Source organism: Sporanaerobacter sp. PP17-6a (genome assembly GCF_900095615.1).
GTDB lineage: Bacteria > Bacillota > Clostridia > Tissierellales > Acidilutibacteraceae > Acidilutibacter > Acidilutibacter cellobiosedens.
The window spans coordinates 22,701-48,909 of record NZ_FMIF01000023.1 but is presented as its reverse complement, the minus strand read 5'-3'; the positions used below and the strand labels follow the sequence as shown (position 1 = coordinate 48,909).

Genomic DNA, 26,209 nt, shown 5'->3' with positions numbered 1-26,209 from the left:
AATATTCTCATACTATAACCATTATATCACAAATAAACTTCATCTCAATACGATATCAACCTAAAAAAAGTAACTTCCGCCATATTAAATAAAAAGCAAAAGTTACTTTTTAATTACCTTCAGTACTATTCATTTTCTATTATTAATTTAACTTTCATAAGCCTTACGATGTTTCCTCTTTCATTTTCTTCCAACTTCATAGTTATATATTTTATAGTTTCTTCTAATTGGGGTATCATTATATATTCCAATGCGTTGACTCTTCTTCTTGTCTTTTCGATTTCATCTGCCATAAGCTGGCATGATTTCTCTATTTCGGCCAATCGAAGTAAAGAGGGAAGGATATCATAAAATTTTTTTATTGCCATATCCAGTTCTCCGGTAGTCTGAACAAAACCATAGGGATAAATACTAAAATTGTCTTTACCTTTTTTTACAAAATTCATTTCAGGAACACTAACACCCATTATATTTTTCTTAGATATGTCAAGGCTTATTTCTTCAATAGGAATCATTATGGATTCCTCAAGAACTTCTGTTCCCATAACAGCTTTTGCCATCATGAAATCCTTCAAAGATTGAGAAAGTTCATTTTCAACCTTTACTCTAAGGTCATTGTTCAGCCTGATCATATCAATAAATTTTTTCATAAGCTCGTCTTGTTTATCCTTCAAGAGTTTATGGCCTTTCTCTGCTACATTAAGCCTTTTTTTAAGGTTAGTAAGTTCCATTCTTGTCGGATTTACATTCAATCTCATTCTTTTTCATCCTTTCGGAGATACTTCTCTATATATTCATCTTTTATTCTCTTTAGTTCTGAAACAGGAATCATTCCGAGAAGTTCCCATCCAAGGTTTAAAGTCTCTTCTATACTTCTTTCCTCATATTCTCCCTGAGAAACATATCTATTTTCAAATTCATCGGCAAATTTAGCATATATCTTATCCATATCAGACAAAGCCGATTCTCCCAATACTATAGCCAACTCCTTAGACTGCTTTCCTTGAGCATAAGCTGCAAATAATTGGTTCATAGTATCTGCATGGTCCTCCCTTGTTTTCCCTTTACCTATACCCTTATCTTTCAGCCTCGAAAGAGACGGAAGAACATTAACCGGAGGTATAATTCCCTTTCTGTAAAGCTCACGGCTTAATATTATCTGTCCTTCCGTTATATACCCCGTAAGATCCGGAATAGGATGGGTTATGTCATCTTCCGGCATCGTAAGAATAGGTATCTGAGTTATTGAGCCTTTTTTCCCGATTATTCTTCCTGCCCTTTCATACAAAGTAGAAAGATCTGTATATAGATACCCAGGATAGCCTCTTCTTCCCGGTACCTCTTTTCTGGCTGCGGAAATTTCTCTTAAAGCCTCTGCATAATTTGTCATATCTGTCATTATAACTAAAACATGCATATCCTTTTCATATGCTAAATATTCTGCACATGTAAGTGCCATTCTCGGAGTTGCAATTCTTTCAATCGGAGGATCATCGGCAAGGTTTACAAACAAAACCGCCCTGTTTATAGCTCCCGTTTTCTTAAAATCTTCCATAAAAAAGTTTGCTTCCTCAAATGTTATTCCCATAGCTGCAAATACAACAGCAAATTCACTCTCAGATCCCAAAACTTTTGCCTGTCTTGCTATCTGAGCGGCAAGTCTTGAATGAGGAAGCCCAGAACCTGAAAATATGGGAAGTTTTTGTCCTCTTACCAATGTATTTAGTCCATCTATTGCAGATATTCCCGTTTGTATAAATTCCGAAGGATAATCTCTTGAAACCGGATTTATAGGTTCTCCCTCAACATCCACTCTTTTATCAGGGATTATTTTAGGCCCTCCATCCTTTGGTCTGCCTAAGCCGTCAAATATTCTTCCGAGCATATCAGTGGAAACCCCAAGTTCAAGAGATTTACCCAGAAATCTCACTTTACTGTTCTTTAAATTTATTCCCATGGAACTTTCAAAAAGCTGAATCAATGCTTTATTCCCATTTATTTCAAGAACTCGTCCTCTTCTCACTTCTCCCGACTGGGTTTCAATTTCAACTAACTCATCATAGGCCGCATCTTCTACCATATCCACAATCATCAAAGGTCCTGCAACTTCTTTTATTGTTTTATATTCCTTAACCATTTTATACTCTCCCCTCCATCAAATCTTCTATTTCCTGTCTGAGGGATAAATCCATTTCATCAATTTTTTCAATATTATTCTCTGGAATATATTTTGCTCTGGATATTTCATTTCTAATGGGTAAAGAAGCAATTTTATCGAAAGGAACTCCATTTTTGATAGCTTTTTGTCCGAGAGAATAAAAGTCCATTATCAGCTTTAATATTTTATACTGTTTTTTAATAGATGTATAAGTGTCTATATCATCAAAGGCATTTTGATGAAGATAATCTTCTCTCAAAGATCTTGACGATTCTAAAGTATGTTTATCCTCTTGTGACAGTGAATCTATTCCGACTAATCTAACAATTTCATTTAGCTCCGATTCCTCATGAAGAACCTTCATTGCATCCCTTGTTAATTTCATCCATCCTTCGGCTCCTGATTTTTCTATGCACTCACCAATTTTATCAAGATAAAGTGAATAGCTTAAAAGCCAATTTATAGCCGGAAAATGTCTTTTATAGGCAAGATTAGAATCAAGTCCCCAAAACACTTTAACTATTTTCAGAGTTGCTTGAACTACCGGTTCAGACAAATCTCCTCCAGGAGGAGACACTGCTCCCACAACAGTCAATGCTCCCTTTCTGTCATCATCTCCAAGACATATAACCTTACCTGCTCTTTCATAAAACTCGGCAAGTCTCGACGACAAATAAGCAGGATAACCTTCTTCACCTGGCATCTCTTCAAGACGCCCCGACATCTCACGAAGGGCCTCAGCCCATCTTGATGTAGAATCTGCCATAAGAGCAACAGAATACCCCATATCTCTAAAATATTCAGCTATAGTAATAGCCGTATATATTGAAGCTTCACGGGCAGCAACAGGCATATTGGAAGTATTGGCAATAAGTACCGTCCTTTTCATCAATGCTTCTCCGGATTTAGGATCTTTAAGCTGCGGAAATTCCATCAGAACATCCGTCATCTCGTTGCCCCTCTCACCGCAGCCTACATAAACAACTATTTCCGCATCTGCCCATTTCGCCAGCTGATGCTGAACAACGGTTTTTCCGCTTCCGAAAGGTCCCGGAACGCAGGCAGTTCCTCCCTTTGCTACAGGAAAAAATGTATCTATTATTCTCTGTCCCGTAATCATAGGCTCCTCAGGTGCAAGTTTGCTTTTATATGGTCTTCCCTTCCTTACAGGCCATTTCTGCAGCATTATAACATCCTTTATTTCTCCGCTTTTAACTCTGATCTTACCGACAGGCTCTATAATTGTATAATCTCCTTCGTTTATCTCAACTAACTCTCCTTCTATCCCATAGGGAATCATTATCTTATGCTCCACTATTGAAGTTTCCTGTACCGTTCCTATAACATCTCCCGGCACCACATGGTCTCCCGGCTTTTTTACAGGATGAAAATGCCATTTTTTATTTCTGTCAAGGGATACTACATCTATTCCCCTTGAAATAAAACTCCCTGCTATCTCAGCTATATCTCTAAGAGGTCTTTGTATCCCGTCAAATATTCCTTCAATAAGGCCGGGCCCTAATTCTGCACTAAGGGGATAACCGGAGGATACAACGTCTTCTCCCGGTTTTAAACCGGAAGTTTCCTCATATACTTGTATGGATGCTTTATCTCCCCTCATCTCTATTATCTCACCAATTAATTTTGCCTTCCCTACTCTGACAACATCGAACATCTTCGATCCATCCATTCCCTCTGCTATAACCAGAGGCCCTGAAATTTTAACAACCCTTCCATTACTCAAATCATCAACCTTCTTTCTTTGTTAAAATATCAACTCCTACTGCTTTTTCTACATTGTCTTTTATTGCCTCAAGACCTATTCCAAGGCTTCCTTGAACTCCTGGTATAAGAATAATTCCAGGGAGCATCTCGCTTTTATACCTTTCTATAGTCTCTTTCATATTCTGTGCCATAGTTTCAGTTACAAATATCAGTCCGTATCCATCTTTCGCCATATTATTCACAGCTTTTACCGCTTCCCCGGAATTTTCCACAGGCTTTATCGTAATCCCAAGAGCAAGAAAAGCCGTTACTATATCCTTTTCGCCTACGACACCTATCTTATACATAATATCTTTCACGCAGCCTTTCTTTTATAATATCCGGGTCTACACCGTTCTTTTTACCTGTTAAAATTATTCTCACAGCCTTAATTTCATTTTCCTTTGCAAATATATATGCAATAATTGGTTCCGGCCCAAAGCTTATCAGCTTTGCTTTCTTTAAATAATTAGTCATGAAGTCATCACTGAACTTATCTATTAATGACAAGTCTTTAGTTTCGATATATTTTTTTATACATCCTTCAGACCATTTTCCATATGGAGTATACATGATCTTATCTGAAAATCTAACTAGCGGCTCATTTATGTAGGATACAAACAGATCTAAATTCAATTTTCCTCCATATATAAAAGCTCTCTTTAAAAATTCCTCTCCTTTCCCTTGGGCCTTTATTCTAATAAACATTCTTATATTAGATAAATCTATCGAACATTTAGTAAAATCAAAAAGATACGGCATCTCACTTTTTTCAGCTATTTGAAACATGTATTTATAAATTTCTTTATCTATTTCCATATCAATATCCTGAGGATTTTTTTTATGATTATAACTGTCAAATATTCTTTCTATCATCAATGAAATTGTTTCCGGTATATCAGCAAAATTTCTCTTTTTTATTCCATTCATTAAAACATCCACAGGAATGCTCCCAGCATCAATAATCATATCCCGAAAATCTTTTTTATAAATTTCTCCCTTTATAATTGCCTTTAGATTGTGATTGTCATATTTTACAGCCATTATATCCACTACTTCTCTTAAAGGAAAAAGCTTATACATATCCTTATAGAAATCTTCAACAGCTAACTTTAACCCTTTCTCATAAGAAATCATATTTACATATTTCCCATAATAAGAATTCTGAAGCATCCTTACACAGTCTGAAAAGTCCTCTGAATCTACTAAGGAATCAAGCTTTGCTTTGCTGAACATCCTTGCTTCCAGAACTCTCATATGGCTGATACTATTAATAAAAATACTATTATCCATTATACAATCCTCCTTAAGAGGTATACTTATTTAAAAAGAATATCCACTAATTCTTCTTCAAGGTTGTCCCTTAATAATCTGAGCTGTGACTTTGGAGAGCAGTTAATTTCTATACCGTCTCTTTGAAGAATAAACCCTGAACTTATACTATCTCTATAACCTTTCAGTATCAATTTTCCTTCTTTTCCCTGAGAAATAAGCTCTTTATTTACCTTATTCAGCAGTTCCGCATCTATTCCTTCTTCATCATTTTTGGACAATATAACCTCTTCTGTTCCTGTCTCCGTATTATGTATAAGAAGTCTTTCCAAAAAATGAGTATAATCTTCCTTATTCATTTCTTTAATTCTCTGTAAAACAAGTTCAAAAATCTTCTCTAAGGCTTCCTGCTTCGCTTCAAGAATCATATTTTTGTAGTCCATGTGTGCTTTTGAAATTATTCTATTTTTTAATGCATCTCCTTCTTTTTCTCCTTTAATTTTTCCGTCATTTAATATAACCTGTATTTTTTCTTCCGATTCTTTCAGCATTTCCCGAACTTGAGCTTCTGCTTCCCTTTCCTTAGCCTCAGCCTTATCCTTGCTTTCCTTCAATATTCTATTTTTCAAGCTATCAATTTCAGCCATATTATATATCTCCTTACAGATTTATATTAACTATCATAAGTACAGATACTATAAGTGCAAGCACCGCATAAGTTTCAACCATTACGGCATATATAACCGCATTAAAAAACTTTTCAGGCCTTTTAGCAAGTATTTCTATTCCTGCAGCTGCTGTATTTGCTTGATCAATAGCTGATTTGTATTCAACAAATATTACGGGAAACGCCGCCAAAAGAAGTGAAAGACCTTGAACAACAGTTATAGGCTTTACACCTCCTGATAAAAGTCCTATTCTTGAAATAATAATCAATGCCGTAATAAATCCATAAAATCCTTGGGTACCTGGTATAACTTGAAGTATAAGACTTTTGGCAAACTTTTCCGGTTCTTCCGCAACCAGTCCCGCAGAAGCTTGCCCTACAATCCCCACGCCTCGAGCTGAACCTATTCCAGCCATTAATGCCGATAAAACTGCTGCCAATAATGCTAATAATAATCCTCCAAATTCTTGAAAAAAACTTACAAATGAACTCATTACAATTCCTCCTTGTTATTATTCTGTTTTAATTCTTATATATTTGGTATTAAATCTTAAAGGTTCGAAGGCCTTTCCTCCGCCTTCATAAAATTTTCCGAAGAACTCCAGATACTGAAGCCTACAGGTGTGTACGAATGTTCCCAAACCACCTATTAAAAGGTTAAAAGTATGGCCTGCTATAAATATTAATACTGCAAATATCATGGAAATAAATCCTTTACCTCCGACCATTTCAACAAGAATATTAAAAGCCCATCCTATAAGGCCTGAGGAAAGCCCTAAGGCTAAAAGCCTCGAATAAGAGAGGGTATCTCCTAAGTATCCGGTTATACCGTAAAGTCCATATAATCCGCCGAAAAATTTTCCTACTATAGACTTATTATCTCTGCCCTGAGTCAGCAAAAGAACTAAAGCACTTACCCCTGATAATATTTTTGAAAAATTGCCTCCTACCTTCAAAAATATACATATAAGGCCTATTATCAGTCCATACCAAGCGAAGACATCATAAAATGCATCCTTATATTTTTTATCTCTAATAAGCATATAAGCTTTAACTCCTAAGCCTGCAAAAATATGAATTATTCCCATAATAAGAGAAACCACCAAAACATCCATCGTGTTGGCAACTGGACTAACCCATAACGGCTTCAAATCGATTATTCCTCCAAAAAAACTTCCATATAAAAATCCAAATAAAATCGTAGGAAATCCGCAGTAAAATATTAACTTTACTATTTTTTTCATTCCTTCTTCCATATCCATGAATTTCAACATGAATAATGATGCAGCAATCATGACAAGTCCATATCCTATATCCGCCATCATCATCCCAAAGAACACCATATAAAAAGGTGTAATAACAGGAGTAGGATCAATTTCAGTAAAAACAGGAAGGGCATATAATGAAGTAATGATCTCAAAAGGTTCAACTAAAAAATTGTTCTTCAGCTTTATAGGCGGATTGTCGCCTTCTGAAACATCCTTCAATTCAATATATATATATTCATACTTGGATTTCAGAAATGATTTTATCTCTTCCGATTTATCAGCGGGAGTCCAGCCTTCAAGCATAAAAGTCTTTTTAGTTTCTAAAAGTTTCGACAAAATTTTTTCTTTATCTAATTCGCTGGTAAAATAATCATATACCTTTTCTATATATTTAATGTTCTCTGATAGCTTTTCAGCTCTTATTTTCATATTCTCATGTTCATTTTTAAGACGTCGAATATCTTCATTTAATTTTTTAATTTTATTTTTAGGTGTATCACTAAAATCCATATTGTTATATGCAAATCCATATTTTTTGAGTATTTCGGAGATATCTTTTTTATCGTCTATGTATCCTAATAAAAGTAAATTTATATTTTGACCTTTTTCTGAAATCTTTTCAATATATATATCAGTAAATTCTGTTTTTAAGTCATCATACATCTGACTTTCAAATTTTTTTGATACGCTTCCCCAAAAATAAGATATCCTTGTCAGGTTTCTAAGTTCTTCCTCTTTTACATCTAAGTTTGTCCACGGAACATATTGTTCTGCCAAGGATGATAATTTGGAGATTTCATTTTTATCTGATTCCAGCTTTTCTCTTATTTCTTTACATTGTAAATATACATTTTTCCACTTTAAAAACCTACCTAACTCTTTAAACTCTTTTTCAGTTAATATTTCTTTTTTGTCCAAAATCCCATGTTTTTCCTTATTGTACTGCTTAAGGAAATCATACGTAAACTTTATATTATTTAAATCAATTTCTTTTTGGCTTACAGTATTACCGCCTTTAGAATAATCCAATTCTTCAATCCCTACATTGCTTTTTAAATCTACAATCTCGATACAATTTTTAGACTGAATTGAACTCAATACACTTGCCTTATCTTCTTCCGGTGCTGCTATTATTATCTTTTTCATTTTAACTATTGCCATAGCCGTTCACTATCCTCTCAATTACAAGAGATACTGCTTTTTCAATCTTGTCATCTTGTATTTCTTTAATTTTCTTACATTCCTCTTCTGCCGATTTTAGTATGATTTCAGCTTCTTTCCTTCCCTCAGCTTCTTTACTTTTTATTATATCTTCTTCTATGGATTTAGCCTTCTTTACTGCATTTTGCATTTCTATATCTGCTTTTTCTCCTGTAAGTTTAATCAGCTTTTTTGTCTTGAGCTGGGCATCTGTTTCAATTTCATCGGCAATATCTTCAGCATTTTTTATTTGAGTTAAAACATCAAGCAATTTTATCACCACCATTTTAATATATTAGAAAATACTATATAGTAACATCAGCATGTAAAAACACCGATATTCCATATATTCCTTCTTTAAATTAAAAATCGACTTATCTCTCCATCAAATGTACAGTAGTCAATATTTAATAAATTATTCTCAATTTATTAATAAAGACAGTAGAAATACTCTGCTATCTTTATCAATCTTCTATCTCTTTATTAAACTCTCGGCAGATTTCTCCGCATTATATTTTATCTTTTCTACATCCATAGTTTTCATTTCTCTTTTCTCCATTATAACCTTTCCGTTTACTATCACTGTATCCACATCTGATCCTTGTACTGTATAGGCAAGAGAAGATATGATATCATGCATGGGATAAAGATGGGGTTTGTTCGTATCTATAAGTATTATATCGGCCTTTTTCCCAACTTCTATAGTCCCTATTTCATTTTCCCACAATAATGATTTAGCACCATTTACAGTCGCCATTTCAACTGCCTTTATCGCCGGTACTGCCGTGGCAATTCCCGTGATTCCCTTATTCACAATAGCAGCCAAATTAATTTCCTCAAACATATTAAGATTATTGTTACTGGAAGATCCGTCTGTTCCCAAAGCCACATTAACACCGGCCTTAAGCATGTCAACTACCGGAGCAAATCCGCTTGCCAGCTTCAGATTACTTCCGGGATTATTTACTACGTTGACATTCTTCTCTTTAAGGATTTCTATATCCTCTGGGGAAACATGAACGCAATGGGCAGCCAATGTAGGCACATCAAATAAACCTATATCGTATACGTGTTTTATTGGAGATTTTCCATATATTCTTAAACTGTCGTCCACTTCTCTTTTTGTCTCCGAAAGATGAATATGTATTGCCGTATTTAGTTCTTTTGCCAAATTCAAGGCTTTCTCCAAAAATCCCACACCGCAGGTATAAGGTGCGTGAGGTGCCACAAATACTTTTATCCTTCCGTCGGCTTTACCGTTCCAACTATTATAAAGATTTCTTGTATCCTTTATCTTTTCCTCGTTTTTTTCTTCATCATCTTCTTCCGTAATCCCTCTTGAAATCATCCCTCTTATTCCGCTTTCCTCTATTGCCTTTCCCACTTCATCCATAAAGAAATACATATCTGCAAAGCAGGTAGTCCCTGATTGAATCATTTCCACAATACTTAACATTGCACCCCAATATACATCTTCTGCTGTAAGATGAGCTTCTACAGGCCATATCTTCTGAGTCAGCCATTCTTGAAGGGGTAAATCATCTGCAAAATTTCTCATAAGAGACATGGATATATGAGTATGTGCATTTATAAGGCCGGGCATAGCTAATTTATTTTTCCCATCTATTATTCTGTCAGGATTCATTTCTCTTTTTAAATCTCCGATATGAACAATTTTATCATTCTGAATATAAATATTCGTATCATTAATAATTTTCTTAGAACTTCCCATAGGAAGCAATTTAATACCTTCTATCAATGTCAACATTTTACATACCTCCCAATCCAATTCTTAAAAATATTATATCACAAAAATAACCCCAAACCGTAGAACTGTTTGAGGTTGTTTATTACTTATTTATAATTAAATCCATATTATAAATATCTTTTGTTTTATATATTATAAAACTTAATAAAAATCTAAAGAACATATCCACACCTATAATAATCCAAATAACGGAAAGACTTGTTTTAAAATAATAAGCCGCCAACAGACTTGAAGGTACTCTAATAAGCCACAATCCGACTCCTGCTACAATCATGGGTACTCTTGTAAAACCTGCCCCTCTCAAAGCACCGTTTAATACTCCTGCTATGTTTTGAGGAATTTGGACAACTCCCATAGCTATCAAATATCCGATTCCAATACTGATAAGCTCTTTATTATTTGTAAGAAGTCTCATTATCAGCTGAGGGAAAAACGTTAAAGTACCTCCCGTAAATATAGTGATAATTGATGTTCCTATTACCAACTGTTTTAAATATTTTCTTCCCAAATCTTTTTCCCCCGAGCCCAAGGTCTGACCTATAAAAGTAGTAGCCGCTACGGAAAATCCTGCTGCAGGCATATAGGAAATCGATTCTGCCTGAAGACCTAATTGATAAGCTGCTAAAGCCGATTCTCCGTAAGTAAGTATAGCCTTTGTAATTATAATGGCAGCTATCTGCCAAAATATCGACTCAAAAGAAGTAGGTAATCCTACTTTGTATATCGAAATGATTTCCTCTTTATCTAATTTAAAAGACTTTTTATTAAAATGATTAGATAAAATTCCATCTTTCCCAAACAATACCCAAATTCCTAAAAAAGCAGCAATAATTTGAGCTAACACAATAGAAATGGCCGCTCCCTTCAATTTAAGAGGACTAATTCCAAATTTCCCAAATATCAAAATATAACTGAAAAATATATTCATTACATTCATGATAAGAGCTATTTTCATAGGAGTTTTGGTATTTCCCATACCTTGAAGAATTCCCGCTACAATCAATACTATTGTAATAAAGGGAAGTCCCCAAGATACAATTTTTAAATACATTGTTCCATTCTGGAGAAGGACGTCTCTAGGATTAAAAATTTTTAAAATACTTGAAGCATTCCAGAATATAATCTGCTGAAGTATCATCACTAAAATTACAGATGCCAGCAAAGCTTGCATTGCAACCTTTTTTATCTTCTCGGCATTATTGGAACCATAGGCCTGAGCAACAAATACTGTTACCCCTGTAGCTATTCCCTTAAACAGCGCCCATATTATTTGAGTAATTCTATTGCTTATTCCCAAAGCCCCTACTGCTATAGCATCTATTCTTCCTATCATTGCCATGGAAACAAAACCAGTCATCATCTGGAGAATATTTTCAATAGTGATAGGGATGATCATAGCAAGTATTCTGTTTCGTATCCTTTTGTTTTCTTCCCTTTCAATTTCCGCAGCCATAATAATCTCCTTTGCCATTTAAATATGTACGTATTATATTGTACAATATTTAGACAGTCTAAACAAGTACTAAAGTATAAACATTGCAGCTCTCATAATTTCAAAATAATCCTCAGTTTCAAATACTACCTTTTTAGGTGAAACAAGTCTTGCTCCCGGATAAAAACTTGATTTATAAGCTTTCCCGTGAGTAGTATAGTCTACCTCTAATTTAAATTTATCGGGAAGCTGAATAATATTCTTACTCAAATCCTTTTTAAGGGACTTGCTTACTCCTTTCTTTATCAATTCAACGGCCATGTCCGGATGAATACTGATGGATGAATTTCCAACTCCTTCATTCACTCCGACAGTTGCTATGTTTTCATTTATTCTGTTAACTTCTCTGCATAATTCCTTATCTCCACTCAAAAATGCCACAGGTACCTTCAAATATGCAGCTCCATAACCGTGGAGCATAAATTCACTGCAATATTCTCCGTTTATTTTAATCATGTTTACGGAAGAGGTGTTCATGGTATGAGCAAGAGGATTGCCGTCCGAACCCCCCCAGGAATGATATCCGGTAAATATTATAGCATCAAACGTTTCATTTAGTTCCTGTATCATAGAAAGAGGATGTCCGGACCAGCCTCTTATGATTTTCAAGTCTGCATTTCTCGGCATCTTATTCGGTTCAATATTTCTTCCCGAATCATGAGCATCCTTTATCCATATCTCATTTGCCCCCGATTCTATAGCTCCTTCACAGGCAGCTCTTACTTCTCTGTTCATCTGTTCCTGAAAATATTGATAATCCTTCTCTGACTTCTCCGTTTCACTCCAATGGGCAATTCCTGTAGTCCCTTCAATATCTGCACTTATAAATATTTTCATCTATTATAAATCCTCCTTATCATATACTTAACTATTATTCTATACTAATATTACATACTTTTTCTATATATAAAGATTAAAAATTTTTAATTTTTATATACAGCGTTAAATCCATTCAATCTATTGTAAAAACATTACTAATATATTATGATGTATATTTAGAAAGCCTAAATTTTCACGAAGAGGTGTATAAATATGGAGAACGGTGAACTTTTAGAGGGAGACTTGAAAAAAAATTTGCTTAAGCTGTCCTTTCCTACAATGATAGGGTATTTCCTACAATATGTTTATGATATCATAGATATGATGTGGGTAGGCAGAATATCCTCTTCTGCAGTAGCGGGAATAACTATATTCTCTACAATTTTCTTACTTGTAACAGTATTGAATGAAATAATTGGGACAAGTTCCATTTCTCTTATTTCTCAAAGCTATGGAATGGGAAACAAAAAAAAGACTCAGAAAATTGTAGAACAAACATTGACCTTTAAAGCATTGGTGGCATTCATAGCAGCAGGTATAATGATAATATCCCTGAAACCTCTACTTTCCTATTTTACCAAAGACGACATAGTTATAAAGGCGGCATTGGACTTTGGATATATAAGAATATTTTTTCTTCCCATAACTTTCTCATCTTATTCTGTAAATACTGCTTTAAGGTGCTTGGGAGATTCTAAAACTCCAATGTATATAATGATTGTCGGAGCAGTTACAAATATAATACTTGATCCTTTTCTCATGTTTAAAACTGTTCCCGGAACTTCAATACCCGGATTAAATATGGGAGTATTTGGAGCAGCCGTTGCTACCGTTATTTCTACTTCGATTGCTTTTCTTTTAGGCTTTTATATTCTTTTGAAGGGTAAAAAAAAGCTTAAAATTTCAGTTAAGGGTTTATTTAAATTGGATTGGAATATCGATAAAAAATTGTTAGCCATAGGAATTCCATCAGGTCTTCAAATTTTCTCACGAAATTTTGCCGGAGTCCTCGCCCTTAAATTTGCATCTTTATATGGAACTGATGCAGTTGCCGCTATGGGAATAGGAGCAAAACTTTTAAATTTTTGTTTCATGCCTGTCTCAGGGATAGCTATAAGTTCAAGTACTATTATAGGTCAATGTCTCGGCGGGGAATGTGTGGAAAAAGCTGAAGAAACCGTAAAATTTTCTGTTAAATTTAATTTAATAATGATGATTTTAGTATCTGTAGTTGCCATAATATTTCCGGAAAACATTATGAAACTGTTTATATCGGATAAAAATGTAATAGAAATAGGGATATTGATGATAAGAATAATTATACCTTCTTTAATATTCGGCGGAATATCTATGGGGATAAGTTCGGCCTTTTCCGGTTCAGGCTATAATATCCCTTATCTTATTTCAAGCTTTATATCCAGATGGCTGGTTCAGGTTCCCATGCTTTTTATAGTTACAAATTTGCTTCAACTTCCTATAATTTTTTTATGGATAAGTTTTATGGTAACGGATATATCGGAAATGCTCATAATCATATTATTATACAAAAACGGGAAATGGAAAACAAAAAGAGTTTGACTTAACGATAATGTGTTATAATAAGTTGTATAATTCATTACCTTTTAATTTTAAGGGAGGTAAAATATTTATGGAAAGAATTAAAGTAGCTCATCTAGTGAAATCTGAGGATTTAAACCATCACGGTACTCTGTTTGCCGGAAGAATGGCAGAATGGTTCGTTGAAGCATGCTTTATATGTGCCGCGAAAAAAACAGAAAAACCTGAAAGCATATTATGTGTAAACATTCACGGGCTTACCTTTTCCCATCCCGCGGATCTGGGAAATGTAATCAATATGGAAGTTTACATAGCCAGAGCCAAACGGACAAGTTTCACAGTCTATTGTAAAATAACCAGAAATAATTCTTCCGATATTCTTTCAGACGGATTTATAACATTTGTTTTTGTAGGAGAAAATAGGCGGCCTACCCCTCACCATATAGTGTTGGATGAACCTGCCGATGAAGAAGAAAGGAACACTCGATTAAGAGCAGAGAAACTTTAAATATTTAAATAGAGGTGAATTAAAATGGAAAATACAGTAAAAGCTTTTATTGAAATCCCGAGAGGGAGCAGTAACAAATATGAATATGACAAGGAGAAAGGAGAATTTTTCTTAGACAGAACATTATACTCTCCGATGTTTTATCCGACAGAATACGGATTTATTCCTGAAACTCTCGGAGATGACGGAGATCCTCTTGATATAATGGTTCTTACGGCTTATCCCACATTCCCGGGGTGTACCATTGAAAGCAGAGTTATCGGAATGCTTCTCATGATAGATCAAGGGGAAGGAGACGAAAAAATAATTGCCGTACCTGTAGGGGACCCAAGATATGAAAATGTTCAAACTATAGACGACGTAAATGGCCACCTGAAAAAAGAAATCGAACACTTTTTCTCTCATTATAAGGACTTAGAAAAAAAGGAAGTTCAAATAAACGGATGGGCAGGGAAAAAAGAAGCTTTTTCAATGATAGAAAAGGCTAAGGAAAACTATAAAAAATCTCACAAATAAAAAGCTCCTATTGAAACATAAATAAGTTAAGGAAAATATGATTTTCTTATGGGTTATAGATATAAAAGGTTGATAGTTTTATAATTTTCTATCAACCTTTTTCTTTTATTCTAAATTAATAAATTGTCTTTCAACTAATTTAGTGAGAATTTTAAATAAAAAATAAGATGATAAACAAAATATTAAGCCCATCAAAAGATATATTAAATAAATATTCAAATCTATCTTTAATAATAAATATACTAAAAAACCCACTATTAAAATATATAACGCTCCTATTCCCATGCCTATTAACACATTTAAATTTTCTTTCATGGCCTTCTGGGGATTATCCCAGTCAAGAAGAGGCCTTAATATATCAACAATCATTCCCAAAAGAGTAACCGGAATACTTCCCAGCATCCCTAATGCAATAATCCCTATTATGTTTTCCAAATTAATTTTGATTAAAAACGGCAAAACTACAATTAAACATATAATACCAATTGCCTGTACCATCAAAGAAGATAACAATCTGCCAATTATTTGATCACTGTATTTTGAAGGAGCGGATCTTATTATCCAAAGGTTTTTCCCTTCTCGTGAAAAAGTAGTAGCCCCTACGCTATTGGCAATCCCCAAAAAAACTATAAGCCCCGTTCCAAACAATGTTATATAATGAGAAAATTTTTGTGCATAGACCGTTAATACCTTTAACGAGTTTCCATTATCCATCGCGGTAGTCATTACAAGAATTATAGGGACTATTATAACTCCGCCGATGGAATTAAAGAGGTATATGGGAGTTCTTACAAGTGTTTTCATTTCTTTTGAAAATACCGCCATATATTGAGGCCTTATCTTTGAAAATCCCTTCTTTATTTCTTCTTCCGTTACATTACTGCCTCTTCCCTTTTCCTCAAAGTTCCCCATTAATCCCTTGAAAAACAATTTTTCACTCAAAGCACTGACCAATAAAAAGCCTCCAACAGATGCTCCTCCGAAAACAATCAAATAAACAAATCCCAAAATTTTATTGCTTTCGGTTAATGCCAATGTTGCCCATGAACTTGGTGGAAAGGACATTCCCAAATTACGTATTAAATCATTTTTTTGATCTATATATTTCATAATAGCATCGGTATTGCCTTGTGCCAACAAATCATTTCCCATATTTTGAAGCTTAAATTGAAAAAACAATATCAACACCATCATCAGGACATACCCTATTATTCTCATAAAGTCCTTTTTACCTTTGATATTGGTCCATCTCATGAAGAACATCACTATCACAGAATCCAATGCTAAAGGAATAAACGGAAGCAGCAATATAAGAAATAAAGCATATATCCAATAAATAAAATTAACTTGGCTTTTAAGCCCATATATTACCATATAAGGAATTATTATTGGGAAGGATACGATATATTCATTAACAACCATGGATAAAAATTTAGCTCCAACTATAGTACCGGCTTTTAAAGGCAAGGGAAGAAGTATATTCAAATCATTGGAAAAATAATATTTGGACATTACAAATATTATTCCAAATAAAAATATCAATATCTGGGTAATTAAAAAACCCGAAAGAATAAAAGCTCTCTCTATTCCGACAATTTTATATCCTTCATATAAGTTAAGTAAAAATTTTATAAAAATACCGTAAGCCGGAACTACGGAAACAATAAAAAGAATTACAAGCCCTATCTTCCATTTATCCTTCCTGTTTTTTAAATCATATTTTAGTGAGGATAATCCAAAGGTAATATTTAAATCCGTTTTTAACAAAGATATCAATTTATCCATCATTCTGTCAGCTCCAAAAATATTTCTTCAAGGGATTCTTCTTTAGCCGAATGGTGCCTCAGTTCTTCCATTGTCCCCAAAGCTATAATATTTCCTTCCTTTATAATTCCGATCCTGTCGCAAATCTTTTCTGCTACTTCCAATATATGAGTTGAAAAAAACACTGTTTTCCCTTTATTACACATATCCCTCATTATCTCTTTAAGATTAAATGCTGACTTGGGATCCAAGCCCACCATAGGCTCATCCAATATAAGTATTTCCGGTTCATGAATCAATGCGGATATCAATGCGAGTTTCTGTTTCATTCCATGAGAATAACTCCCTATCGTATCTTTTATTGCTCCTTTTAACTCAAATATGTCCAAATATTTCTCTATCCTTTCAATTCTTTCCTCTTTGGAAATTTCGTAAATATCTCCGACAAAATTCAAATATTCTATTCCCTTTAGCTTATTATATAGTTCGGGATCATCAGGAACATAACTCATAAGCTTTTTAGCTTCTATAGGATTTTGCCATACATCTATACCATTGACTGTTATTTTCCCATTATCCGGCTTTAAAAGCCCGACTATCATCTTAATAGTTGTAGTTTTTCCTGCTCCATTAGGCCCAAGAAATCCAAATACTTCTCCCTTTTCTATCTCAAGATTAATATTATCTACAGCTTTTATACTGTTCTTGCTATAAGTCTTTGTCACATTTTCCAGTCTTAACAAAAAAACACCTCCTCTTAGCCATATAATATAACAAGATAATATAATGTTCAACAATATTAAAAAATATTATAACACCGTAAAACTTTTATCTAAAGTTATAACTGTAGTATAGTTAGGATGAAGTTTTTGAATTTCAAAATTAATTTTCTCTTTTAATATTTTTTCATCATCCTGTTTAAAATTTCCCTTGCCTTCTATTATCAAATCAAATATAACTATTCTATTTTCCCCTTCTCCCGTAATTCTAAAATCATGCATTGATTTAACTTCCGGAATTTCACTGATAATGTTTTCCACTTCCATTTTTACTGTCTTCGTAAATTTGCAGTCCGTATCTATAGGATCCATATGAATAACCAGGTAAATGTTAAGTTCACTGGAAAGTTCCCGCTCGGCTTTATCTATAACTTCATGAATTGTAACAACCGAAATATCCTGGGGAATCTCCGCATGGATAGATGCCATACATTTTCCCGGACCATAATTATGAATAATCAAATCATGAACACCGCTTATATATTCATATTTTAGAACTCCTTTTTTTATTTTCTCTACAAGTTGAGGATCCGGCGGTTCTCCCAATAGAGGGTTGAGCGTGTCTTTAATAAGAGAAAATCCCGAATATACTATGAACAAAGAAATCAGAATTCCTATATACCCATCAATAGGAAAAGATGTCCATTTAGATAAAATCAACGATATTGCAACACAAAAGGATGTAAAAACATCTCCCCTTGCATCTAATGAACTTGCTACCAATGCATTGGAATTTATTGATTTCCCCAAATATTTATTAAATTGACTGAGCCATATTTTGGCAAATATTGATATTAAAATCAAAATAAATGCAACCATATTAAATATGACAGGTTTAGGGTTAACTATTCTGTTAAAAGATACCTTTATAAATTGGAGTCCTACCAATATCACTATAACGGATACTATAAGAGCAGACAAATATTCCACTCTGCCATGTCCAAAAGGGTGCTCTTCGTCTGCAGGCTTACCTGCTAATTTAAATCCTACCATTGTAATAATTGAAGAAATTAAATCGGAAAGGTTATTAAATCCGTCTGCAATTATAGATATACTTTTTGTTGTAATACCTGTAAAAAGTTTTATTAAAAACAATAGGGAGTTGATAAGAATTCCAACTATTCCTCCAAGATAACCGTACCTTTCTCTTATTTTCTCATCAGTAGTATTATTATAATCCTTAATAAAATGTGAAACTAAAAATTTAGATACCATAAAAATCCTCCCTATTCCTATATTTTAATCAGATATATTAAAAATATTTTCTATTTTAAATTTATACCCTTCGTTTATCAAAAAAATTTTTTATCTGATCATTAAATTATATTTATTCTTCTTACTTTACATTTGTTACATAACATTGTACAACAACCCATAAAAAAATCAATATTTTTTCAATAATTAAAGGATTTATTCACTATTTAGAGAATAATATATTTAATAGGTGATGAAAATGAAAAAAGAAAAAAAATCCATAAAATCCAATGAAGAACTCATTCTTCTATACAAGATGAATAATGATATCAATGCAAGAAATGAACTCATTATAAATAATATAGGTCTTGTATATACTGCTGCCAGGAAAAAAGTAAATCTATATACTTCTTTTACCTTTGAAGATCTGATTCAGGAAGGAATTATAGGAATGATAAAAGGTATAGAAAAGTTTGACATTTCTAAAAATACAAATTTTTCCACTTACGTTTACTATTGGATTTCACAGCAAATAAGCAGAGCCATAATGAATGACGGTTATTTAATAAGACTTCCTGCTCATATATATGAAAAAATGAATCAAGTTAGTAAAGAAGAAAACAGTTACCTTAAATATGACTCCGATATTAGTTCCAAAATATTATGTGAAAAAATAAATATTACAGAAAGAGAATATGAACATATTAACTTTTACAAAACATATTATTATAATCCTGTCTCTTTAAATACAGTTATTCACATAGACAGCGACGATATATTCATTGAACTCCAGGATTTTATTCCTGATAAAAAAATTACTATAGAAGAAATCATTTTAAATAAGCATTTGAAGGAAGACATCTACGAAATTTTAAACTCCCTTTCTTTAAGAGAAAGAGAGGTATTAAAACTTCGGTTTGGATTGAAAGGTGAAAAACCCATGACTTTAGAAGCAATAGGGAGAAAATTTAACCTTACAAGGGAAAGAATACGGCAAATTGAGGAAAATGCATTAAAAAAAATCAGGAAATCCAGTCAAAATGAGAGACTTAAAGAGTATTTAAACTATATATAAATTACAAAGAATTCCCTATTTTTAAATTAGGGAATTTTTATGGGAGCTTATTCTCAAATTTATAGTTTTCTGCAAATTTAACTCTTTCCTCTAAGGATGGATGACTATAATACCAGATCTTATATATATTGCTTGGTCTCGGTATGGATAAACTTTCTTCATATATTTTTTCAAGAGAAGATACGGTAGCTTCCTTGTTCTTTGTAATATCTAATTCGTATTTATCGGCTTCCCATTCCATCTTTCTTGAATACCAGTTTGAAACAGGAGAAGACAAAAACAAATAGAAATTCAAACAAAGAATCAGCAAAGGAATAGCAGCTACCTCATATAAATTTTTAAATCCAAATATTCCTCTTGAATTTTTTAAAATCCAAAGGGATGTCTTATTCACCAAGAACAATAACAGTATGGTGGATATACCTCCCACTATAGTACTTTTTATTATATGGTTATTTACATAATGACCCATTTCGTGAGCAGTAACATTTACTGTTTCTTGCCGAGTAAGCTTATTAATAGTAGTATCCCACAAAACTATTCTCTTGGATTTTAAAATACCTGTCATATAAGCATTCATGGTATTTGTATCCTTGCTCTTATCCACCTCATATATTTGAGCATTTTCTATTCCCGCTTTTTCTAAAAGCTCTTTTATATCGGCTTCCAGCTCTTTATCCTTCAATTCAGTATATTTGTTAAATATAGGATCTATGTACATAGGAGATATAATATTGACAAATATAAATATTGGTATTGCAATTATTCCCAAATACAGCCACCATCTTGAAGGACTCATCTTTATTAAATAAAAGGGGAACCATCCTACTATTATAGAAATTATTAAATTCAATCCAAATCCCTTTAATTCCATCTCAAGCCATCTGTATATGCCCTGGGCCGAAAGACCATATCTATGTTGTATAACAAAATTGCCATAATAATTCAACGGAATATCTATGATAAAATCTACTATGGAAAATATCAATATATATATGGCAGCAGTTAAGAACAGCCCTCGTCCGTTACCTTTAGCGTATCTTTGTATATAAGAAGAAAATCCCGTAGTCAAAAATAATATGGGAATAAGAAATTTCAAAAATAAACTCAATCCCCAAATCTTCAAATTAGTATTTCTATAAGAATAGGCCTTTTCTGAAATATTAGGATATTCTGTCCTCAATTCATCCATATTTTTTTTCTCGCTATACAGAATTATGAATATAAAACTAATAAGCAATACAAAAAATATCAGAAAAACAAATTTTAATTTTCTATTCATATAATCCCTTCCTTCATACATTTATACTATCATATTTATGTAATTTTAATACCCTTAGAATAAAAATATTCCCTACTTTTTATTGGTAGGGAATATTTTAAAGATTATTATTAAAATCTTACAGATCTATTTTATTGTCTATTATATATCCTGTAGTCAAAAAATCACCTACTCCTACAGCAATAGTATATATAAATCCTGCAATATTTAAATTGAATATTGAACCATTCAGCGGAACAACTATTTTAAATGTACTCATATCAATACTGTAAGGTATCCATGAAGTTATCTTTGCTAAAAAATAAAAGAACACAATGCTTAAAACTAAAAATACTACAAACCATATTCCACCTATTTTTTTATTCTTTAATGACACCCTGCTTAAAGCCATAGAGAAATATATTAACAGTAAAGTGATTATCACCCCTATTATCAAAAGCATCATACAATATAAAAACATTTTTATTATATTTATATCCACAGATGAAAAATACTCTAAAATTTCACTTAAGCTTACTCTGCTTATCCAGCTCATCATGAAAAGATTGTGTAAAAATACAATTGTTCCGAGTATAGCAAACCACATCATGGCAACTATCAGTTTACTTCCAAGTATTTCCCTTCCCGTTAAGGGCAAAGTAAAGGTCAAATACCCTCTATCCTCATAAAGTTCATTTTTAAATGAACCCACTATATACAGAAATGCCGCCAAGGATGTTCCGAATAATATCATATAAGCAATAAATCGTATATAATCACTTGAAATTTTAATATAAGAAATCGTATTTAATATTAAAAATATGGCAATAACCCCTAAAATAAATTTATAGCTACCTTTAATTTCATATTTCATATATCTTCCCATAATAATTCCTCCTATTCTTCAAATACCTTTTTATATAATTCATCTATTGAACTTTGATTTTTTTCCCTTAATTCCTCCACATCTCCTGAAAGCTCGATTTTTCCGGATTTTAAAAATATTACCCTGTTAAATATCTTTTCAATATCCCTTACCAGATGGGTTGTTACAATCATTGAACTGTTTTCATCATAGCTGTTAATTATGCTGTCAAGTATTTTATCCCTTGCGACAGGGTCAACTCCCGCTATAGGTTCGTCAAGAACATATAATTTGGCTTTCCTTGACAACACCAAAGTCAAATTCAATTTTTCAACCATTCCTTTTGAAAGAGAAGTCAATTTCATTTCTTTATCAAGTTTCATGAAATCTAACAGCTCATCAGCTCTTTTCTCATCAAAATCCTTGTAAAAATCCTTAAAAAATTCTATTGCATCCTTTATTTTCATCCATTTATAAAGATAATTTCTGTCCGGAAGATAAGATACGACGGATTTAGTATAAGGTCCCGGCTTTTGCCCTTCTATAAATATTTCTCCTTTGGATTGTCTCAATATCCCACTGATAATCTTCAATAATGTAGTCTTTCCGCTTCCGTTAGGCCCCAATATACCTATTATTTTCCCCTCTTCTATATCTAAATTTATATTATCCAATGCCTTTTTATTAAAATAGGATTTAGAAAGGCCTTTTATTTTTACAATACTTTCCATATTCTACTCCTCCTTCTTTATTTTTATAGTAATTAAATTAATTATTTCATTTGAACTATACCCTAAAAACTTCATATCATTTATAAAACCGTCAACTATTTCGTCTGCCATGTTTTTTTTTAATTTCATAATTATTTCTTCGTCTTTTGAAACAAAAGTTCCCATTCCTCTTTGGGTAAAAACCAAATTTTCTCTTTCCAACTCCTGATACGCTCTTTGTACGGTATTAGGGTTTACTTTCAGTTCAGTTGAAAATTCCCTTACAGATGGCATCTTGTCACCTCCATTTAACTCTCCGGAAATTATTCTTTTCTTAATTAAACTCATTATTTGAACATATATGGGCAAATCATCTTTAAATTCCATTTTTTCACCCCCTGAATAAGGTGTATATTAGTGTACTATTTAAATAGTACACTAATATACACCTTATGTCAACAGTTTTTGTTTCTAATTTTTTTTATCTATACTTGACCTTAAGTATGTCAATGCTTTAATATGGTCCTTTTTTATATATTTCTTATTAATTTAAATTAATTGATTAATAATTTTAATATAAAAATTAAAATTATTAATATTTATATTGACATTTCTAAAATAATATACTATTATCTTAATAACAGCAATAATACATACTCATAATTTTTCTAAGGAGGTGCTTTTATGAGCAGTTATGCTATAGAAGTAATAAATTTAAAAAAGAATTTTGTAGTCAAAAAGAAAAAAGGATTTTTTGCAAAGATAAAAAATAGGGAGAAAAAAATATTCACAGCAGTTGACGGCATAAATTTTAACGTAAATAAAGGTGAAATATTCGGATTCTTAGGCCCTAACGGGGCAGGAAAGACAACTACTATAAAAATGATTTCTACTCTGCTCCGCCCCACTTCCGGAACAGTAATGGTAAATGGAATTGATGCCGTTAAAAATCCTATTGATGTATTGAAAAATTTGGGAACAGTTCTTGCCGGAGAAAGAAGTGTATATTGGAAACTCACAGGCAGAGAAAATCTTCTTTATTTCGCCGCTATGAACGGTATAACAGGGCAAGTAGCCAAAGATAAAACGGACTATCTGCTAAAAAGATTTAGTCTTTATAAAAGAGCTGATGAAACTGTGGAAAAATATTCAACCGGAATGAAACAGAGAATTGCTCTCGCTAAAGCATTGATTTCGGAACCGGAAATAATCATATTGGACGAGCCGACCTCCGGGTTAGACCCTCAATCTGCAAGAAATTTAAGAGAAGTCATACTGGAAATAAAAAAAGAAGGAAGAACAATACTCCTCACAACTCATTATATGGAAGAGGCGGACTTACTTAGTGATAGAATTGCAATAATAGATCACGGAAAAATAATTGCTTTGAATATTCCTCAAAATTTAAAAGAAGGTCTAAATAAAACAAATACGGTAACTGTGGAATTAAATAATTGGGATGAAGGAATTGCCCATAAAGTCAAAGAAATTCCTTTTGTTAAAAGTGTAAATTCAAAATTTAATGATAATGCTCGAGAATATGAAGTTAAGATTCATATCACTAACGGTTCAAACACCGTAAGCAATATTATCTCCACCATTACTGCTTCCAATATTAAAATAAGTAATTTCAGATCAGAAGAACCTACATTGGAAGACGTATTTATCAACCTTACAGGAAAATCATTAAGAGAATAGGGGGAATTAAAATGGAAACTGTCAATCTTAAGCCTAAAGTCAATAAGGATTATAAAAAACCTTCAAATATCACTGCCATGTTAGTCATTTTTAAAAGAAGAGTCACCATAATGTTAAGATATCCTTCTTGGTTTATTTCTCTAATTATATGGCCTATAATTTTTCCGTTTATTTATTTGTTTACGGCCAAAGCCCTTGCCGGAACAAATTCAGAATCATTAGCTTCTTTTAAAGCACTGGCAGGAACTAATGATTATGTTACTTATATGTTAATAGGAACAACTATGTGGATGTGGGTGAACTTAATGCTGTGGAGCTTAGGAACAAGTCTAAGAACCGAACAGGTGGAAGGAACATTGGAATCCAATTGGTTATGTCCCATATCAAAAATAAGTTTACTCTTTGGATATTCCCTTTTTCAGTTACTGATGAATGCAGTTTTTATAGCAGTATCTTTAATAGAATTTAAAATCATATACGGATTTGAGATAGTTGGAAATCCTTTTTTGGCTTTACTTGTATTTCTAATTTCAATTCCTTCTATTTACGGACTGGGATTCATATTTGCAAGCCTGGTGATGTGGGCAAAAGAAGCAAATTCCATGGTATTTCTTGTAAGAGGCATAGTAATGGTTTTTTGCGGTATCAGTTATCCTTTAACCGTTCTTCCCGGCTGGATGAAAAATATCTCAAATGTCATCCCGGTTACTTATAGTATCAATGCCTTAAGAAAGGTAATTGCGGAAGGGAAAAATCTGTCCTATATAAAAAATGATTTGATATTTCTGGTAATCTCCGGAATAATACTGATGTTTGCAGGTATTTTAGCATTTAACTATACGCAGAAAAAAGTAAAGGAATTAGGTTCCTTAGGTCAATATTAAACAGATAAAGGAAGGAGTATGAAAATGAAAAATTTAAAGTTATACTTAATTTCAATAGGAGCAATTATTAAAAGGGATATGAAAATTTTCTTCAGATATCCTATAAACGCAATATTCAGCATATTAGAACCTGTCATATGGATCGCTCCCGTTTATTTTCTTGCTAAATCATTTCAAATAGGCGGTAAAAATATAGGATTTGAACAGTATGCAGGTACAAATGATTATATGGCATATATAGTAATAGGCAGCATAATAGGGAGTTTTATAAGTTCCGTGATGTGGGGAATGGGATTCTCCCTCAAAGAGGAAATGGATACGGGAGTGATTGAATCAAATTGGCTTACCCCAATCCCCATATGGATACAACTTATAGGAAGATCTCTATTTTCATTGGTAATCACAACTATAAATTCTGTCACTACCGCTTTTTTAATATGGATTTTGTTTGGATTTAATATAGGCAGAGGAATACTATCATCTATAATAACTCTTATTCCGTTTTTAATAGCATTATACGGTCTGGGATTTGGTATAGCTTCATTAGTTCTAATTACAAATAATGCCAATAATATAATTGATATAAGTAATTATCTGTTAACTACATTATCCGGCCAGAACTTTCCTATAACCGTTCTTCCAAAATATTTAATGGCCATATCCTTTGCTCTCCCTTTGACCTATGGTTTTGATGCAATCAGGGGAATACTATTGGATACACACACTATTCTTCCGTTAAATACGGAAAGGTTAATACTTCTGATATTTATGTGTTTCGGAATTACAGTCGGAATACAAATTTTAAATAAAGTAATAAATTACTGTAAGAAAATAGGAAACATTGGATTTCACTAATGTGACAGAATTCATACCTCTGTCACATTAATTTTTTATAACCCATGGGAAAATTTCATTTCCTTTAATTTCTTAATTCTTCGATACAAAACTTTTTTATTAACAGTAACACATTTTTGTTATCTACATAATCTA

Annotated in this window: 26 protein-coding genes; 7 read left to right on the top strand and 19 right to left on the bottom strand. The window is 32.7% G+C overall.

All coding sequences use genetic code 11. The features are described from left to right. Positions 1–125 precede the first annotated feature (125 nt). The 12 genes from PP176A_RS09865 to PP176A_RS09810 form a co-directional block, all read right to left on the bottom strand. Positions 126–758: a V-type ATP synthase subunit D gene (locus PP176A_RS09865; RefSeq protein WP_071140305.1), complete on the bottom strand. Its 633-nt coding sequence runs from the start codon at positions 756–758 to the stop codon at positions 126–128. Beyond that, complete coding sequence (locus tag PP176A_RS09860) at positions 755–2,137, bottom strand: V-type ATP synthase subunit B (RefSeq protein ID WP_071140304.1); 1,383 nt, start codon at positions 2,135–2,137, stop codon at positions 755–757. The genes PP176A_RS09865 and PP176A_RS09860 overlap by 4 nt, the downstream gene beginning before the upstream one ends. Before the next feature lies 1 nt (position 2,138). Then, on the bottom strand, positions 2,139–3,902 hold the full coding sequence (locus tag PP176A_RS09855) for a V-type ATP synthase subunit A (RefSeq protein ID WP_071140303.1): 1,764 nt from the start codon (positions 3,900–3,902) through the stop codon (positions 2,139–2,141). A gap of 4 nt (positions 3,903–3,906) precedes the next feature. After that, positions 3,907–4,230 carry a V-type ATP synthase subunit F gene (locus tag PP176A_RS09850; protein WP_071140358.1) on the bottom strand — a complete coding sequence of 108 codons (324 nt, stop codon included), beginning with the start codon at positions 4,228–4,230 and terminating at the stop codon, positions 3,907–3,909. Beyond that, on the bottom strand, positions 4,223–5,215 hold the full coding sequence (locus tag PP176A_RS09845) for a V-type ATP synthase subunit C (protein WP_071140302.1): 993 nt from the start codon (positions 5,213–5,215) through the stop codon (positions 4,223–4,225). Before PP176A_RS09845 ends, PP176A_RS09850 begins: the two co-directional genes overlap by 8 nt. Before the next feature lie 26 nt (positions 5,216–5,241). After that, a complete protein-coding gene (locus PP176A_RS09840) occupies positions 5,242–5,841 on the bottom strand; it encodes a V-type ATP synthase subunit E (protein ID WP_071140301.1) in 600 nt (199 codons plus the stop codon). Positions 5,842–5,854: 13 nt separating this feature from the next. Then, positions 5,855–6,355 carry a V-type ATP synthase subunit K gene (locus tag PP176A_RS09835; protein ID WP_071140300.1) on the bottom strand — a complete coding sequence of 167 codons (501 nt, stop codon included), beginning with the start codon at positions 6,353–6,355 and terminating at the stop codon, positions 5,855–5,857. A gap of 18 nt (positions 6,356–6,373) precedes the next feature. Next, positions 6,374–8,290 (bottom strand): V-type ATP synthase subunit I, encoded by a 1,917-nt coding sequence (locus PP176A_RS09830; RefSeq protein WP_071140299.1) that lies wholly within the window; start codon positions 8,288–8,290, stop codon positions 6,374–6,376. Further along, positions 8,277–8,600 (bottom strand): hypothetical protein, encoded by a 324-nt coding sequence (locus PP176A_RS09825; protein ID WP_083381898.1) that lies wholly within the window; start codon positions 8,598–8,600, stop codon positions 8,277–8,279. Before PP176A_RS09825 ends, PP176A_RS09830 begins: the two co-directional genes overlap by 14 nt. Positions 8,601–8,801: 201 nt before the next feature. After that, positions 8,802–10,097, bottom strand: a complete 1,296-nt coding sequence (locus tag PP176A_RS09820) for an amidohydrolase (protein WP_071140297.1) — start codon at positions 10,095–10,097, stop codon at positions 8,802–8,804. A gap of 82 nt (positions 10,098–10,179) precedes the next feature. Beyond that, the gene (locus PP176A_RS09815) at positions 10,180–11,550 is read right to left on the bottom strand and encodes an MATE family efflux transporter (protein WP_071140296.1); all 1,371 of its coding nucleotides are present in this window, start codon (positions 11,548–11,550) and stop codon (positions 10,180–10,182) included. Positions 11,551–11,619: 69 nt separating this feature from the next. Next, complete coding sequence (locus tag PP176A_RS09810) at positions 11,620–12,426, bottom strand: M55 family metallopeptidase (protein ID WP_071140295.1); 807 nt, start codon at positions 12,424–12,426, stop codon at positions 11,620–11,622. A 195-nt stretch (positions 12,427–12,621) separates the two neighbouring features. On the opposite strand from PP176A_RS09810, the gene PP176A_RS09805 reads away from it, so the two are divergent. The 3 genes from PP176A_RS09805 to PP176A_RS09795 all read left to right on the top strand — a co-directional run bounded on the left by PP176A_RS09805 (position 12,622) and on the right by PP176A_RS09795 (position 14,989). Next, positions 12,622–13,986, top strand: a complete 1,365-nt coding sequence (locus PP176A_RS09805) for an MATE family efflux transporter (protein ID WP_071140294.1) — start codon at positions 12,622–12,624, stop codon at positions 13,984–13,986. 70 nt (positions 13,987–14,056) lie between these two features. Further along, a complete protein-coding gene (locus tag PP176A_RS09800; RefSeq protein WP_071140293.1) occupies positions 14,057–14,473 on the top strand; it encodes an acyl-CoA thioesterase in 417 nt (138 codons plus the stop codon). 24 nt (positions 14,474–14,497) lie between these two features. After that, entirely contained in the window at positions 14,498–14,989 is a 492-nt protein-coding gene (locus tag PP176A_RS09795) for an inorganic diphosphatase (protein ID WP_071140292.1), read from the top strand. Positions 14,990–15,094: 105 nt separating this feature from the next. Here PP176A_RS09795 and PP176A_RS09790 read toward each other — a convergent pair whose 3' ends face one another. From PP176A_RS09790 to PP176A_RS09780, 3 genes are all read right to left on the bottom strand, one after another. Then, a complete protein-coding gene (locus tag PP176A_RS09790) occupies positions 15,095–16,777 on the bottom strand; it encodes a putative ABC transporter permease subunit (RefSeq protein WP_071140291.1) in 1,683 nt (560 codons plus the stop codon). Next, positions 16,774–17,496 carry an ABC transporter ATP-binding protein gene (locus tag PP176A_RS09785; RefSeq protein WP_071140290.1) on the bottom strand — a complete coding sequence of 241 codons (723 nt, stop codon included), beginning with the start codon at positions 17,494–17,496 and terminating at the stop codon, positions 16,774–16,776. Before PP176A_RS09785 ends, PP176A_RS09790 begins: the two co-directional genes overlap by 4 nt. Positions 17,497–17,562: 66 nt before the next feature. Beyond that, entirely contained in the window at positions 17,563–18,747 is a 1,185-nt protein-coding gene (locus PP176A_RS09780) for a cation diffusion facilitator family transporter (RefSeq protein WP_071140289.1), read from the bottom strand. Between the two features lie 238 nt (positions 18,748–18,985). Here PP176A_RS09780 and PP176A_RS09775 point away from each other — a divergent pair, with 238 nt between their 5' ends. After that, the gene (locus tag PP176A_RS09775) at positions 18,986–19,801 is read left to right on the top strand and encodes a sigma-70 family RNA polymerase sigma factor (RefSeq protein WP_159429059.1); all 816 of its coding nucleotides are present in this window, start codon (positions 18,986–18,988) and stop codon (positions 19,799–19,801) included. Positions 19,802–19,838: 37 nt separating this feature from the next. Here PP176A_RS09775 and PP176A_RS09770 read toward each other — a convergent pair whose 3' ends face one another. The 4 genes from PP176A_RS09770 to PP176A_RS09755 form a co-directional block, all read right to left on the bottom strand. Beyond that, entirely contained in the window at positions 19,839–21,083 is a 1,245-nt protein-coding gene (locus PP176A_RS09770; protein ID WP_071140287.1) for a M48 family metallopeptidase, read from the bottom strand. Positions 21,084–21,201: 118 nt separating this feature from the next. Continuing rightward, complete coding sequence (locus PP176A_RS09765) at positions 21,202–21,948, bottom strand: hypothetical protein (protein WP_071140286.1); 747 nt, start codon at positions 21,946–21,948, stop codon at positions 21,202–21,204. A gap of 11 nt (positions 21,949–21,959) precedes the next feature. Beyond that, entirely contained in the window at positions 21,960–22,658 is a 699-nt protein-coding gene (locus PP176A_RS09760) for an ABC transporter ATP-binding protein (RefSeq protein WP_071140285.1), read from the bottom strand. A 3-nt stretch (positions 22,659–22,661) separates the two neighbouring features. Continuing rightward, the gene (locus PP176A_RS09755) at positions 22,662–23,024 is read right to left on the bottom strand and encodes a GntR family transcriptional regulator (protein ID WP_071140284.1); all 363 of its coding nucleotides are present in this window, start codon (positions 23,022–23,024) and stop codon (positions 22,662–22,664) included. 297 nt (positions 23,025–23,321) lie between these two features. On the opposite strand from PP176A_RS09755, the gene PP176A_RS09750 reads away from it, so the two are divergent. Genes PP176A_RS09750 through PP176A_RS09740 form a run of 3 tightly spaced genes read left to right on the top strand, consistent with a single transcriptional unit; the run spans position 23,322 to position 26,074 of the window. Further along, positions 23,322–24,335 carry an ATP-binding cassette domain-containing protein gene (locus tag PP176A_RS09750; RefSeq protein WP_071140283.1) on the top strand — a complete coding sequence of 338 codons (1,014 nt, stop codon included), beginning with the start codon at positions 23,322–23,324 and terminating at the stop codon, positions 24,333–24,335. Between the two features lie 11 nt (positions 24,336–24,346). After that, the gene (locus PP176A_RS09745) at positions 24,347–25,219 is read left to right on the top strand and encodes an ABC transporter permease (RefSeq protein ID WP_083381895.1); all 873 of its coding nucleotides are present in this window, start codon (positions 24,347–24,349) and stop codon (positions 25,217–25,219) included. 24 nt (positions 25,220–25,243) lie between these two features. After that, positions 25,244–26,074, top strand: a complete 831-nt coding sequence (locus PP176A_RS09740) for an ABC transporter permease (protein WP_159429058.1) — start codon at positions 25,244–25,246, stop codon at positions 26,072–26,074. The last annotated feature ends 135 nt before the right edge of the window (positions 26,075–26,209 follow it).

What these genes read in the sequence shown, in the direction of transcription:
- PP176A_RS09805 (WP_071140294.1), top strand. Translation starts at nt 12,622, where the DNA reads ATGGAGAACGGTGAACTTTTAGAGGGAGACTTGAAAAAAAATTTGCTT.
- PP176A_RS09775 (WP_159429059.1), top strand. Translation starts at nt 18,986, where the DNA reads ATGAAAAAAGAAAAAAAATCCATAAAATCCAATGAAGAACTCATTCTT.
- PP176A_RS09810 (WP_071140295.1), bottom strand. Translation starts at nt 12,426, where the DNA reads ATGAAAATATTTATAAGTGCAGATATTGAAGGGACTACAGGAATTGCC.
- PP176A_RS09790 (WP_071140291.1), bottom strand. Translation starts at nt 16,777, where the DNA reads ATGATGGATAAATTGATATCTTTGTTAAAAACGGATTTAAATATTACC.
- PP176A_RS09850 (WP_071140358.1), bottom strand. Translation starts at nt 4,230, where the DNA reads ATGTATAAGATAGGTGTCGTAGGCGAAAAGGATATAGTAACGGCTTTT.
- PP176A_RS09865 (WP_071140305.1), bottom strand. Translation starts at nt 758, where the DNA reads ATGAGATTGAATGTAAATCCGACAAGAATGGAACTTACTAACCTTAAA.
- PP176A_RS09765 (WP_071140286.1), bottom strand. Translation starts at nt 21,948, where the DNA reads ATGGGAAGATATATGAAATATGAAATTAAAGGTAGCTATAAATTTATT.
- PP176A_RS09820 (WP_071140297.1), bottom strand. Translation starts at nt 10,097, where the DNA reads ATGTTGACATTGATAGAAGGTATTAAATTGCTTCCTATGGGAAGTTCT.
- PP176A_RS09740 (WP_159429058.1), top strand. Translation starts at nt 25,244, where the DNA reads ATGAAAAATTTAAAGTTATACTTAATTTCAATAGGAGCAATTATTAAA.
- PP176A_RS09830 (WP_071140299.1), bottom strand. Translation starts at nt 8,290, where the DNA reads ATGGCAATAGTTAAAATGAAAAAGATAATAATAGCAGCACCGGAAGAA.
- PP176A_RS09840 (WP_071140301.1), bottom strand. Translation starts at nt 5,841, where the DNA reads ATGGCTGAAATTGATAGCTTGAAAAATAGAATATTGAAGGAAAGCAAG.
- PP176A_RS09745 (WP_083381895.1), top strand. Translation starts at nt 24,347, where the DNA reads ATGGAAACTGTCAATCTTAAGCCTAAAGTCAATAAGGATTATAAAAAA.
- PP176A_RS09760 (WP_071140285.1), bottom strand. Translation starts at nt 22,658, where the DNA reads ATGGAAAGTATTGTAAAAATAAAAGGCCTTTCTAAATCCTATTTTAAT.
- PP176A_RS09795 (WP_071140292.1), top strand. Translation starts at nt 14,498, where the DNA reads ATGGAAAATACAGTAAAAGCTTTTATTGAAATCCCGAGAGGGAGCAGT.
- PP176A_RS09815 (WP_071140296.1), bottom strand. Translation starts at nt 11,550, where the DNA reads ATGGCTGCGGAAATTGAAAGGGAAGAAAACAAAAGGATACGAAACAGA.
- PP176A_RS09860 (WP_071140304.1), bottom strand. Translation starts at nt 2,137, where the DNA reads ATGGTTAAGGAATATAAAACAATAAAAGAAGTTGCAGGACCTTTGATG.
- PP176A_RS09845 (WP_071140302.1), bottom strand. Translation starts at nt 5,215, where the DNA reads ATGGATAATAGTATTTTTATTAATAGTATCAGCCATATGAGAGTTCTG.
- PP176A_RS09780 (WP_071140289.1), bottom strand. Translation starts at nt 18,747, where the DNA reads ATGGTATCTAAATTTTTAGTTTCACATTTTATTAAGGATTATAATAAT.
- PP176A_RS09800 (WP_071140293.1), top strand. Translation starts at nt 14,057, where the DNA reads ATGGAAAGAATTAAAGTAGCTCATCTAGTGAAATCTGAGGATTTAAAC.
- PP176A_RS09770 (WP_071140287.1), bottom strand. Translation starts at nt 21,083, where the DNA reads ATGAATAGAAAATTAAAATTTGTTTTTCTGATATTTTTTGTATTGCTT.
- PP176A_RS09750 (WP_071140283.1), top strand. Translation starts at nt 23,322, where the DNA reads ATGAGCAGTTATGCTATAGAAGTAATAAATTTAAAAAAGAATTTTGTA.
- PP176A_RS09755 (WP_071140284.1), bottom strand. Translation starts at nt 23,024, where the DNA reads ATGGAATTTAAAGATGATTTGCCCATATATGTTCAAATAATGAGTTTA.
- PP176A_RS09835 (WP_071140300.1), bottom strand. Translation starts at nt 6,355, where the DNA reads ATGAGTTCATTTGTAAGTTTTTTTCAAGAATTTGGAGGATTATTATTA.